At 64.8% G+C, this 12376-nt stretch carries 9 protein-coding genes; 8 read left to right on the forward strand and 1 reads right to left on the reverse strand.

Translation table 11 applies throughout. The features are described 5' to 3' along the window. The first annotated feature begins 2 nt into the window (after window positions 1-2). The 8 genes from ACW7G0_RS05250 (at window position 3) to ACW7G0_RS05285 (ending at window position 10972) form a co-directional block, all read left to right on the forward strand. Window positions 3-1682, forward strand: coding sequence for a glucoamylase family protein (locus ACW7G0_RS05250; RefSeq protein ID WP_456988094.1), 1680 nt, complete (start codon window positions 3-5; stop codon window positions 1680-1682). A gap of 25 nt (window positions 1683-1707) precedes the next feature. Next, window positions 1708-3036: a sugar ABC transporter substrate-binding protein gene (locus ACW7G0_RS05255; protein WP_456988096.1), complete on the forward strand. Its 1329-nt coding sequence runs from the start codon at window positions 1708-1710 to the stop codon at window positions 3034-3036. Further along, complete coding sequence (locus ACW7G0_RS05260) at window positions 3033-3911, forward strand: carbohydrate ABC transporter permease (RefSeq protein WP_456988098.1); 879 nt, start codon at window positions 3033-3035, stop codon at window positions 3909-3911. Before ACW7G0_RS05255 ends, ACW7G0_RS05260 begins: the two co-directional genes overlap by 4 nt. A gap of 19 nt (window positions 3912-3930) precedes the next feature. Continuing rightward, window positions 3931-4752, forward strand: a complete 822-nt coding sequence (locus ACW7G0_RS05265) for a carbohydrate ABC transporter permease (RefSeq protein WP_456979561.1) — start codon at window positions 3931-3933, stop codon at window positions 4750-4752. Between the two features lie 20 nt (window positions 4753-4772). After that, window positions 4773-8063: a discoidin domain-containing protein gene (locus tag ACW7G0_RS05270; RefSeq protein ID WP_456988100.1), complete on the forward strand. Its 3291-nt coding sequence runs from the start codon at window positions 4773-4775 to the stop codon at window positions 8061-8063. 150 nt (window positions 8064-8213) lie between these two features. Continuing rightward, window positions 8214-9365, forward strand: coding sequence for an SPFH domain-containing protein (locus ACW7G0_RS05275; RefSeq protein ID WP_456989457.1), 1152 nt, complete (start codon window positions 8214-8216; stop codon window positions 9363-9365). 21 nt (window positions 9366-9386) lie between these two features. Further along, window positions 9387-10700, forward strand: a complete 1314-nt coding sequence (locus ACW7G0_RS05280; protein WP_456988102.1) for a TFIIB-type zinc ribbon-containing protein — start codon at window positions 9387-9389, stop codon at window positions 10698-10700. A gap of 2 nt (window positions 10701-10702) precedes the next feature. Further along, window positions 10703-10972, forward strand: coding sequence for a hypothetical protein (locus tag ACW7G0_RS05285; RefSeq protein WP_456988104.1), 270 nt, complete (start codon window positions 10703-10705; stop codon window positions 10970-10972). Window positions 10973-10988: 16 nt separating this feature from the next. Here the strand turns inward: ACW7G0_RS05285 and ACW7G0_RS05290 are convergent, their stop codons facing one another. Beyond that, window positions 10989-12347: a GH1 family beta-glucosidase gene (locus tag ACW7G0_RS05290; protein WP_456988105.1), complete on the reverse strand. Its 1359-nt coding sequence runs from the start codon at window positions 12345-12347 to the stop codon at window positions 10989-10991. Window positions 12348-12376: the final 29 nt, after the last annotated feature.

Genomic DNA, 12376 nt, shown 5'->3' on the forward strand with positions numbered 1-12376 from the left:
GCATGACGGTATCGCCCGTTTCGCCGCCGGGAGCCATTGAGTCACGCCGTGGCGGCGCGGGCCGGCTGGTTGCAGCGTTGCTGTGTTCGCTGCTGCTGTTTGCGTGCAAACCAGCCGAGCCGCCGAAGACCTCGGTCGAGGCGCGCCAGGAGCAGATCCAGCAGGCACAACAGGTGCAGGTCACGCCGCCTGCCGAGCCGGTGGTGGAGGCGGTGCCGGAAAAGCCGGTGCTGCCCGAGCTGTTCGACGATATCGAGCGGCGTACGTTCCAGTTTTTCTGGGACACCACCAATGAGCGCAACGGCCTGACCCCGGACCGTTACCCGTCGCGCCCGTTTTCCAGTGTTGCCGCCATCGGGTTTGCACTGACCGCCTACCCGATCGGAATCGAGAACGGCTGGATCAGCCGTACCCAGGCACTCGACCGTACCCTCACCACGCTGAAGTTCCTGCGCGACATTCCCAGCGGAAAGGAGGCGACGGGCAACGGCGCATGGCACGGCTTTTTCTATCACTTCCTGGATATCGACAGCGGTGAGCGTTATTCCAGCTGGGTCGAGCTGTCCAGCGTCGATACCGGCCTGCTGATGATGGGCGTGCTGTTTGCACAGTCGTACTACGAGGGCGACGATCCGCGGGCGGTGGAGATCCGCGAGATCGCCGATGAGCTGTACCGCCGCGTTGAGTGGACCTGGCTGCAGCGCAACCCACCGTTGATATCGATGGGCTGGTATCCCGAGAGCGGCTTCATCGAGTACGACTGGAAGGGCTACGACGAGGCGATGCTGTTGTACGTGCTGGCGTTGGGCTCGCCCACCCACCCGGTGGAGCCGGAGGCATGGACGGTCTGGACCCGGACCTACAACGAGGTCTGGGGCGTCTATCAAGGCGAGGAATACCTGTCATTCGGCCCATTGTTCGGCCATCAGTTCAGCCACGTCTGGATCGACTTTCGGGGCATCCGGGATGAGTACATGCGTGAGCGCGGGATCGATTATTTCGAGAACAGCCGCCGCGCCGCCTACGCCCACCGCGCTTACGCCATTGCCAACCCGATGGGCTGGAAAGGGTATGGCGAGAACGTCTGGGGACTGACTGCCAGTGACGGTCCGCAAAACACCTTGCAGGAGTATGCCGGTGAGCAGCGCCAGTTCCACCATTACACCGCCCGTGGCGCGGGGTTGAGCATCAACTTCGACGACGGCACGATCGCGCCGACTGCGGCGATTGCGTCGCTGCCGTTCGCGCCCGAGATCGTGATCCCGGCAACGGTGGAGATGCACAAGCGCTACGGCGATTTCCTGTACTCGAGCTATGGGTTCCTGGATGCGTTCAACCCCAGCTTCAACTATGAGATCCCGTTGAAGAACGGACGCATCGTGCCGGGCAAGGGCTGGGTGTCCAGCGACTACATCGGGATCGACCAGGGGCCGATCCTGACCATGATCGCGAACTACCGCAATGATTTCGTCTGGGATGTCATGAAACGCAACAAGTACATCCGCGCCGGTCTGGAGCACGCCGGGTTTACCGGTGGCTGGCTGGCACCGGAGCCAGAGCCGACGCCCGCCGAAGAGGAAGCCGACGCTCAAGCCGGCGCCGCCCGCTCGATGGGGCAGGCCGAGGCACGTTCGCGGCGTCCGCCTGCCGAACCCGCCCCGGTACCGTTGCCGGTGCCGTGAGTGGCATGAAGATGCCAGAGTGAGCATGAAGCGGTGGATATCGGATACGGCCTGCGTCGGTAGCATTCTCTCGCTGGTCCTGGGCCTCTTGTTGCTGTCAGCCTGCGCGCGCCAGGACGACGGCCGTACCGTGGTCGAGTTCTGGGCGATGGGGTACGAAGGCGAAGTCGTCGCCGAACTGGTGCCCCTGTTCGAGCGCGAACACCCGCACATCCGCATTGCGTTGCAGCAACTGCCCGTGACCGCCGCCCACGAGAAGCTGTTGACCGCTTACGCGGGCGATTCCTTGCCGGATGTATGCGCGATTGGCAACACCTGGATTTCCGAGTTCGCGTTGCTGGGAGCGTTGACGGCGTTGGAACCGCACATCGTGGCGACCCCGCAACTCCAGCCGCAAGACTATTTCCCGGGTGCTTGGGACAGCGGCGTGGTGGATGGCCATACCTACGCGGTCCCGTGGTACGTGGAGACCCGCCTGCCGTTCTATCGGCGCGACCTGCTGCGCCAGGCAGGGATCGACCAGCCGCCCGCCAGCTGGGACGAATGGCGTACCGCGATGGCCGCGGTCAAGCAGATGGTCGGCCCCGACCGGTACGCGATCCTGTTGCCACTGAACGAGTCCGAACCGCTGCTCAACCTGGCCATGCAACAGCCCGAGCCGCTGCTGCGCGACGGTGGCCGCTACGGCAACTTCCGCAGCCCCGGGTTCAAGCGAGCGCTGGCGTTCTACAAGGAGATGTTCGACAAGGGCTGGGCACCGCAGGTCGCGAACACGCAGATTTCCAACGTCTGGGATGAGTTCGGGCGTGGCTTTTTCTCCTTCTACATCAACGGGCCCTGGAATATCGCCGAGTTCCGCAAGCGTCTGCCGGCCGAGCTGGCGGAGGCGTGGATGACCATGCCGCTGCCCGGCCCCGACGGCCCCGGTGCATCGGTGGCCGGCGGGGCCAGCTTCGTGATCTTCAGCGACTCCCCGCACAAGGACGCGGCATGGGAGTGGATCAGTTTCCTGTCGCGCCCGGAGATCCAGGCCCGTTTCCATGCCCGCACCGGTGACTTGCCACCGCGACGCAGCGCATGGCAAAGCGATGCGTTGGTCGAGGATGTCTACGCGCGTGCCTTCCGCGACCAACTGGAACGCGCCAAACCCACGCCGAAGGTGCCCGAATGGGAGCGCATCGCCAACGAGATGCTGGTGGTCAGCGAACGCATGGTCGCCGGCCGGCTGAGCGTGGATGAAGCCGCCACGGAGCTTGACCGTCGCACCGACGCGATACTGGAGAAGCGCCGCTGGATGCTGGACCGCGAAAGTGATCGCGACAACGACAACGGCCCGGCGCAGGTTGCGCCATGAAGTCCTCAACCGCCGGTTGGATCTTCGCCGCGCCCGCACTCATCGTCATCGGCCTGTTTTTCGGCCTGCCGGTGTTCGCCGCATTCGCGCTGAGCCTGACCGATTTCGACATCTACGCCCTGGCCGACATCGGCAACCTGCGTTTCGTGGGCCTGGGCAACTACATCGAGCTGCTGCAAACGCCGCTGTTCTGGAAGGCGCTGGGCAATACCCTGTACTTCGTGGTGGTCGGGGTGCCGCTGTCGATCGCGGTGTCGCTGGGCGCCGCGTTGCTGCTGCACTCGAAGCTCGGGCTGCTGAAGCCGCTGTTCCGCACGGCATTTTTCGCGCCGGTGGTGACCACGGTGGTGGCGGTGGCGGTGATCTGGCGGTACCTGTTCCATACCCGCTACGGACTGGTGAACTGGGCGCTGTCGGGGTTCGGCATCAACCCGGTCGACTGGCTCGGCGACCCGCACTGGGCGATGCCGACAATCATCGCGTTCGCGGTGTGGAAGAACTTCGGCTACAACATGATCATCTTTATCGCCGGCCTGCAGGCGGTCCCGGAGGATCTGTACGAAGCCGCGCGCATCGATGGTGCCTCGCGCTGGCGGCAGTTCTGGCATATCACCCTGCCGACGCTGGGGCCGGTGATGCTGCTGGTCACCATCCTGACCCTGGCCGGCTACTTCCAACTGTTCGCCGAGCCCTACGTGATGACCCAGGGCGGGCCGCTGCAGAGCACCGTCAGCGTGCTGTACCTGATGTACGAGGAGGGCTTCAAGTGGTGGAACCTGGGCAACGCATCGGCGGTCGCGTTCCTGTTGTTCGTGCTGATGACCACCATCACCAGCGCGCTGCTGTGGTTCGCGCGGCGCAAGGGAGCCGAATGATGCGGGCCGGGGAGGGCGCATGAGCCCGCGCATCGCCCAAAGCATCGTCAATGGCCTGATGCTGGCATTGGGGGTGTTGAGCCTGGCGCCGTTGCTGTGGATGGCGTCGGTGTCATTCATGCAGCCCGGGGAGGCCAGCAGCTTTCCACCGCCGTTGTTGCCATCCGCGGCGACGTGGGGCAACTATCACGAACTGTTCGCCAAGGCCGGGATGGGGCGCTACCTGTTCAACAGCTTCCTGGTGGCGACGCTGACCACACTGATCGCCGTGTTGCTCAACACCCTGGCTGGTTACGCCTTTGCGAAGCTGCGTTTTGCCGGCCGCGAGCCGGTGTTCCGGGTGCTGCTGGCGGCGCTGGTGATCCCGGCGCAGGTGGCGATGATGCCGCTGTTCCTGATGCTCAAGCAGGTCGGGCTGGTGAATACCTATGCCGCCGCGATCGTGCCCGGGATGGCGGGTATATTCGGCATTTTCCTGGTGCGCCAGTACGCGCGCTCGATCCCGGATGAACTTCTGGAGGCCGCGCGGATCGATGGCGCCGGCGAGTTCCGGATCTTCTTCCAGATCGTGCTGCCGGCGCTCAAGCCGATCCTGGTGACGCTCGCGATTTTCAGCTTCCTGGCCGCCTGGAACGACTTCATGTGGCCACTGATCGTGCTTAGTGATGCCGATCTGTACACGCTGCCGGTGGCGCTGGCGTCGCTGTCGCGCGAGCACGTGCAGGACAACGAACTGATGATGGCCGGCTCGGTGGTCACCGTGCTGCCGGTACTGGTGTTGTTCCTGGTGCTGCAGCGCTATTACATGCAGGGATTGCTGGTGGGCAGTGTCAAGGGCTGAAGGAGGCACGATCAATGTATATGTCCAGTCGTGTTGACCCGGAATCGACCGGCGGGAAGACTCGCCGGCGGGTCCTGCTTGCGTTCGGCCTGTTGCTTGTATCGGCGCAGTCGCTGCCAGTGCTTGCCCACGGCCAGCCGCGCACGCTGGATGGCTTCGACCATGCGGCCGACTGGAGCGTCGTCACCTCCGACCAGGTCAGTGGCAGCTTGCGTGAAGTCGATGGCGTCCAGGGTCGCGCACTGTGCCTGGACTACGATTTCAATGGCGTCTCCGGTTACGTTGGTCTGCAACGTGAGCTGCCGATGGAGTACCCCGCGGATTATCAGTTCTCGTTCCAGTTGCGCGGCGATGCACCCGTCAATGACCTTCAGTTCAAACTGGTGGATGCCAGCGGCGACAACGTGTGGTGGGTCAACCGGCCCAAGGTCGAACTGCCGGCGCAGTGGACACCGGTGGTCTACAAGAAGCGCCACATCAGTCGGGCATGGGGGCCGTCCCCCGATCCGGCATTGCACCGCAGCGCCAGCATCGAGTTCACGGTCTACAGCAGCGCCGGCGGCGCCGGGTCCGTTTGTTTCGATAGCCTGGTGTTCCGGGAGCGGACGCCGGACGACGGCTCACCGTTGACCGCCACCGCAAGTGTCGAAGCAGGCAAGGGCGTGGGCGAGGGCGAGCCTGCGGTCGGTGCCGTGGACGCCGTCACCGACGATGACCCCGAAACCGTTTGGCAGGCGCGTTTCCGGGATGGCGCCGGACTGGTGCTGGACCTCGGCCGCCTCCGCGAGTTCGGCGGACTCAGCCTGCAATGGGGTGGCCGGCATGCCCGCGATTACGCCATCGCCTTGTCCAGCGACCGCCGGCAGTGGCGCGACGTCCGCCGGGTGACCGACGGCAACGGAGGCCAGGACTGGATCGCCTTGCCGGAGTCGGAGGCGCGCTACCTGCGTTTGCGACCTATGGGCGGCACGGGCGCGGCGTTCGCGCTGGCCGGGATCACCATCGAACCACTCGGGTTTGCATCGACCCCGAACGATTTCATCCGCGCCATCGCCGCGACCCAGCCACGTGGACATTACCCGCGCGGCTTCGTTGGCGTGCAGCCGTACTGGACAGTGGTCGGGACCGACGGCGGCGCCGAGCAGGGCTTGATCGGTGAGGATGGCGCGGTGGAAGTGGCGCGCGGCGGCTTGCGCATCGAACCGTTCGTGATCAGCGATGGCGAGTTGGTCAGCTGGGCGGATGTGGAGGCCAGTCAGTCGCTGCTCGATGGCTATCTGCCGATCCCGACCGTCGGGTGGCGTCATCCGCAGTTCGATCTTGCGATCACCGCCTTCGCCGAAGGTCAGCCCGGGCAATCGCAGCTGAGTGCCCGTTACGTGCTCACCAATACCAGCGGGCAATCCCGCGACTACACCCTGGCGTTGGCGCTGCGGCCGCTGCAGGTCAATCCGCCGTCCCAGTTCCTGAGCACGCCCGGTGGCGTCAGCCCGATCAACCGTCTGGCATTCGACGCTCCGGGTGGCCCGTTGTCGGCGCAGGCGGGCGTCTGGACCGTCAATGACGAACGCAAAATCGCACCGTCACAACTACCCGATGCCACCATCGCCTCCACCTTCGATGCCGGCACGGTCGTCGAGCGACTCGGGGCAAGGGCGGCGGCCGGATTCCAGACCGATCCCGAGCCACGCGACGATTCGGGCCCCGTCGGAATCCGTGCCCGGGTCGAGCACGACCCCACCGGCCTGGCGTCGGGCGCGATGCTGTACCGGGTCCGGCTGGCAGCGGGTGAGAGCCGCAGCTTCGATTGGCGTGCACCACTGACCGGCGATCTTGCGGTCGACGGCGTTCTGGCCGGCGATGCGGCGGCCCGGCAGGCGCGCGCGGCGATCGACTGGCACGACAAACTGGACCGGGTGACCCTGGAGGTGCCTGCTGCCGGCCAGCACGCGGTCGATACCCTGCGCACCGGGCTGGCCCACATGCTGATCAGCCGCAATGGCCCTCAGCTGCGACCGGGCACTCGTTCCTACGCCCGGACCTGGATCCGCGATGGAGCGATGATTTCCGAGGGCCTGTTGCGGCTGGGCCGCGGGGATGTCGCCGAAGCCTTCGTGCGCTGGTACGCGCCGTATCAGTTCGATAGCGGCAAAGTCCCGTGTTGCGTCGACGGCCGCGGCAGCGATCCGGTGCCGGAGAACGATAGCCACGGCGAGCTGATATTCACCATCGCCGAGGTCTACCGCCATCGCCGCGACCGGCAATTGCTCGAAGACCTGTGGCCCCACGTGGCGGCTGCGGTGGCCTACATGGACCAGTTGCGCCTGAGCGAGCGCACCGCGGCCAACCGTGCCATCAACCCGGCGTTCTACGGCATGATGCCGGCCTCGATCAGCCACGAGGGCTACTCGGCCAAGCCGATGCACTCGTACTGGGACAACTTCTGGACGCTGCGTGGCTACAAGGACGCGGTGCTGATCGCGCAATGGCTGGGCCGTGATGCCGATGCCAAGCGTTTCGCGGCGTCGCGCGACCAGTTCCGCGCCGATTTGTATGCCTCCATCAAGGCGGCGACCGGGCAACACGATATCGATTACATCCCCGGCGCGGCCGAGTTGGGCGATTTCGACGCAACCTCGACCACCATCGCGCTGGCGCCGGGTGGAGAGCAGGGTCGGCTGCCAACAGATCTATTGCAGAACACCTTCGAGCGTTACTGGCGCGAGTTTGTGGGTCGTCGTGACGGCACCCGGGACTGGAAGGACTACACCCCGTATGAGCTGCGGACCGTCGGTACCTTCGTCCGCCTGGGCTGGCGCGAGCGCGCCCATGAAGCGCTCGCGTTCTTCTTCGCCGACCAGCAGCCGCCAGGCTGGAACCAGTGGGCCGAGGTAGTCTCGCGTACGCCGCGCAAACCGTTTTTCCTCGGTGACCTGCCGCACGCCTGGGTGGCATCGGACTACGTGCGTTCCGCGCTGGACCTGTTTGCCTACAGCCGCGAGATCGACCAATCGCTGGTGATCGCCGCCGGCATCCCGGCCAGTTGGCTGGACGGGCAGGGGATCACCATTGACGGCCTGCGCACGCCGTATGGCGAGTTGGGCTACACCTTGCGTCGCGATGGCGACACGGTCCGGCTCAAGCTGCACCCCGGCATCCGGCTGCCGCCCGGCGGCGTGGTGCTGCAGCTGCCGAAGCCGATGACCGGCGGCAATGCACGCATCGATGGCGAGCCGCGCACGTGGCAGGGAAGCGAGCTGCGAATCGACCGATTGCAAGCAGACGTGGAGGTTAGGGTGTCGCCGAAGTAGTGCGCAGATGCAATATGCCAGGCCGGTGCGAACAAATCGCTTGCACCCATTCATTTTCATGGCGGTTTCCTGACTGATAACTATGCGCAGGTATAGTTGCCCGCAGCATGGCGGGTACAGTACCCGGCAAGGAATCAGGGGAGAGTTGGCATGGGGCTTATTCAAGCAGTGGTGGGTTCGGTCAGTGGTGCGCTCGCCGACCAGTGGAAGGACTTCTACACGGTGCCGGAGGGTTTGCCGTCGACTGCGGCGTTGTTCGCCGCGGTGCCGCATGGCACCAATGCAGGGCGCGGCTCCAATACCAAGGCGTCCTCGAACATCATCACCAACGGTTCGAAGATCATCGTGCCCGAGGGTTACGGGCTGTTGCTGTTCCAGGACGGCGCGATCACCGGCTTCGCGGCCGAGCCGGGTGGTTATGAATGGCGATCGGATGACCTCAACTCGAAGTCGGTCTTCGCAGGCGACGGTCTTGTCTCTTCGCTGATCAAGCAGAGCTGGGAGCGCTTCAAGTTCGGCGGCCAGCCCGGCTCGCAGCAGGCCGCTTTCTTCGTCTCACTGAAGGAACTGCCGAACAACCGCTTCGGTACCCAATCGGAAATCTATTGGGACGATGGCTTCCTGGGCACGCAGGTCGGCGCGGTGACGCGTGGCACCTACACGCTGAAGATCGTCGATCCGATCCTGTTCGTGAAAAACTTCGTGCCGGCCGCCTATCTCCAGCCGGGCCAGGTCTTCGATTTCACCGACATCGACAATGCCGCCGCCAGCCAGCTGTTCAACGAAGTGGTGGGTTCACTCGCGCCGGCCTTCAGTCTGTACACGAACGATCCGGCCAAGGGCAATCGCATCACCAAGCTGCAGCAGGATTCGATTGGTTTTGCCAAGAGCCTGTCCGACGCGGTGGAAAACGCCTATCAGTGGAAATCCGACCGTGGCCTGGCCATCTTCAAGACCGCCATCATTTCCATTGAGTACGACCCGAATACGCGGGAACTGCTCAAGACCGTGCAGCGCGCCGACGCGCTGGCCGGTGCGCGCGGCAATTCCAACCTGCAGGCCAGCGTTGCGCAGGGCATCCAGTCGGCAGGCGAAACCAGCGGTGCTGCAGGCGTCATGGGCATAGGGATGGCGAGCGGAATGATGGGCGGCATCGGCAACTTGCAGCAACCGGTGGCACCAGCCGCGCCAGCCGCCGATGACCCGATTGCGAAATTGAAGAAGGCGAAGGAAATGCTTGATCTCGGCCTGATTACGCAGGCGGACTACGACGCGGCCAAAGCCAAGGCACTGGGCCTGTAAGGCCGCACTCGCAGAACGACCATGCCTGATACCACTACGCCATCGCCGCCGCCGGTGCCGCCCTATACCGGCCCCGGCTCGCCGCAGGACGTGCCGCCGCCACCCGGCAGTTTTCCTGTCGACCCGGCCACGCTGCCCGAACCGATCCGAGACGAATTGCTGGCGCCCGATCCGGTCGCCATCGATACCTCTGCCACCGAGCTTGAGGACGGCCTCAACCGCTGCCCCAAATGCGGCGCCACCGAGGTCCGGCAAAAGTCCGGCAGCGACCTGTTGGTCTGCCTCTTTTGCCGCCACCAATGGCAAGCCATGCGGGTCGAGGAGGAATTCGGGCTCGGCGAAGGCCTCGACGAACTCACCGGCACGGTGATCGCGTCGGGTGCGCGGGAGATCGAGGCCGACGCCGCCAGCCTGATGAGCTTCAAGTGCACCGGCTGCGGCGCCGAGGTGACGATCAATACCGAAAACGCGATGACGGCGCGCTGCCACTGGTGTCGTCACGTTTTCGGCGTCAACGAGCAGGTGGCCAACGGCGCGGTGCCCGATGCGGTGCTGCCTTTCCACATCGGCAAGGACGATGCGGTCGCGCGCATCCGCCAGTTCGTGGACAAACGGCGAATGTTCGCGCTGAAGGAATTCAAGGAGCAGTTCACCCCCGATAACGTTGTTGGCGTCTACCTGCCGTACATGATCGTCGATGGCAATGCGAGCGCCGACGTCACTGGTCAGGGCGAGATCGAGACGCGCCGTTACACGCGCGGCAGCGGCGACAAAAAAGAGACCTACTACGACGCCGACGTGTACCAGATCGATCGGCACGTGGACTTCACCGTTGATGACCTGCCAATGGAATCCTCCACCGAGCGCGGCAACCTCGACACGGGCACCAACACCAACAACATCATCAACACGATCCTGCCGTTCGACACCAAGAACGCCGTGAAGTGGAACGCTTCCTTCCTGGCCGGCTTCAGCTCGGAGAAGCGCGACCGGGACGTGGAGCACCTGCGCCCACGCCTGGAAGACCAGTTGCTGTCGATCGCCCGCTCCCAGGTCGAAAAATCGGTAGACCGTTACGATCGCGGCGTGCGCTGGGAGCAGGAAGGCCTCACCGTTCACGGCACCCGCTGGGTGGCTATGTACCTGCCGGTCTGGCTGTACTCGTACCACCAGCCGGGCAGCAACGGCGGCATGCTGCACTACATCGCGGTGAACGGTCGCACCGGCGAGACCATGGGCAGCGTGCCGGTGCAGCAATGGAAGCTTCTGTTGGCTGCGCTCACCGCCGGCAGCTTTCTCGAAGGCATTGCACTCATGATCATGATGGGGAACTAGTGATGAGCGACGATGGCGGACTATGGCTGCTCCTGCTCGGCCCGGCCGGCGCCACCGGCCTGTACTGGGCCTTGTACCGGTATTACCGCAACACCGATAAATCTCATGCCTTCGAACGCGATACCGCCGTCGAAGCCAAGCCGGTGACCGGCTCGGACCAGAAGGTCAAAGAGCTGAAAGGCACGCAGAAGACACGTATCGATGGCGACAACGTCGGTGAGTATCGTAGGCGCGTGCAGCGTGTCCGGGACATTACCGAACAAGGGGAATAGGGCGTCAGAGCGAGCGTCACGGCAACGGCTCCTCCAGGTGGCGGCCGTGGCTGGCGATGACCTTCGAATACCAGCGGGCGCTGTCCTTCGGTGTGCGCTGCTGGGTGGTGTAGTTCACGTGCACCATGCCAAAGCGCTTGGTGTAGCCCAGTGACCATTCCAGGTTGTCCATCAGCGACCACAGCATGTAGCCGCGGATGTCGCAGCCGGCCGCTATCGCCTGGTGCACGGCGCCGATGTGCTTGCGCAGGTAGTCGGTCCGCAACGGGTCGCGCACACGGCCATCCTCGGCTACCGGCGGGTCAAAGAACGCGGCGCCATTTTCGGTGATGTAGGTGGGGATGTTGCCGTAGCGGTCCCTGGCCCAGGACAGCAGGTCGACCAGACCTTGCGGGAACACCTCCCAGCCCGTCTCGCTGTAGGTGCCGAGCGGTTGGCGCACGGCACCGGCGTTCAGCGGGTAGCTGTCGTCGGCCCGGGTGACGCTGCGGGTGTAGTAGTTGATGCCGATGAAGTCGAGCTCCTGCCGGATCAACTCGAAGTCCTGCGCCGGCCAATCCGGCCACGCGTCGCCGAATATTTCTTTCATCTCGGGCGGGTAATGACCGAGCAGGGCGGGGTCCAGGTACTGGCCATTCATGTAGGCGTGCGCGCGGGCGACGGCGGCATGGTCGTCGGGTGAGTCGCTTGCGGGGTATTTCGGCTCGATGTTCACCACCAGGCCGATCTCGTGTTGGCCGATGTCGCGGTAGGCTTTTACCGCCGCGCCATGGGCCCGCATCAGGTTGTGGCTGGCAATCGGCGCCTCGTAGCGGCTGCGGTGGCCGGGGGCGAGGGCACCGTGCAGGTAACCGCCATCGGTGATCACCCACGGCTCGTTGAGTGTCACCCACTTCTTCACCCGACCGTCGAGGGCGCGATACATGACGCTGGCATACTCGGCGAACCAGTCGGCGCTGTCCGGGTTGAGCCACCCGCCGCGGTCGTCCAGCGCCGCCGGCAGGTCCCAGTGGTAAAGCGTCAGCATCGGCTCGATGCCGTTGGCCAGCAGTTCGTCGACCAGGTTGGAGTAGAAGTCCAGCCCGGCCTGGTTTACCCGGCCGGTGCCGTCCGGCAGGATCCGCGACCACGACACGCTGAAGCGGTAGGCCGTCAGGCCCAGTTCGCGCATCAAGGCCACGTCTTCCTTCCAGCGCCGGTAATGATCGCAGGCGACATCACCGGTGGCGCCGTCGACAGTCATGCCGGGGGTGTGGGCGAAGCGGGTCCAGATGCTTGCGCCGGCACCATCGGCCAGCGGCGAGCCTTCTATCTGGTGGGCGGCCGTGGCGGCGCCCCACAGGAAGCCGTCCGGGAAAACGCGTGCATCGCTCATGAATACGGGATCTCTGGGAAATGGCGGCC

It is taken from the genome of Lysobacter sp. A286 (assembly GCF_054052105.1).

What these genes read in the sequence shown, in the direction of transcription:
- ACW7G0_RS05250 (WP_456988094.1), top strand. Translation starts at nt 3, where the DNA reads ATGACGGTATCGCCCGTTTCGCCGCCGGGAGCCATTGAGTCACGCCGT.
- ACW7G0_RS05255 (WP_456988096.1), top strand. Translation starts at nt 1,708, where the DNA reads ATGAAGCGGTGGATATCGGATACGGCCTGCGTCGGTAGCATTCTCTCG.
- ACW7G0_RS05260 (WP_456988098.1), top strand. Translation starts at nt 3,033, where the DNA reads ATGAAGTCCTCAACCGCCGGTTGGATCTTCGCCGCGCCCGCACTCATC.
- ACW7G0_RS05265 (WP_456979561.1), top strand. Translation starts at nt 3,931, where the DNA reads ATGAGCCCGCGCATCGCCCAAAGCATCGTCAATGGCCTGATGCTGGCA.
- ACW7G0_RS05270 (WP_456988100.1), top strand. Translation starts at nt 4,773, where the DNA reads ATGTCCAGTCGTGTTGACCCGGAATCGACCGGCGGGAAGACTCGCCGG.
- ACW7G0_RS05275 (WP_456989457.1), top strand. Translation starts at nt 8,214, where the DNA reads ATGGGGCTTATTCAAGCAGTGGTGGGTTCGGTCAGTGGTGCGCTCGCC.
- ACW7G0_RS05280 (WP_456988102.1), top strand. Translation starts at nt 9,387, where the DNA reads ATGCCTGATACCACTACGCCATCGCCGCCGCCGGTGCCGCCCTATACC.
- ACW7G0_RS05285 (WP_456988104.1), top strand. Translation starts at nt 10,703, where the DNA reads ATGAGCGACGATGGCGGACTATGGCTGCTCCTGCTCGGCCCGGCCGGC.
- ACW7G0_RS05290 (WP_456988105.1), bottom strand. Translation starts at nt 12,347, where the DNA reads ATGAGCGATGCACGCGTTTTCCCGGACGGCTTCCTGTGGGGCGCCGCC.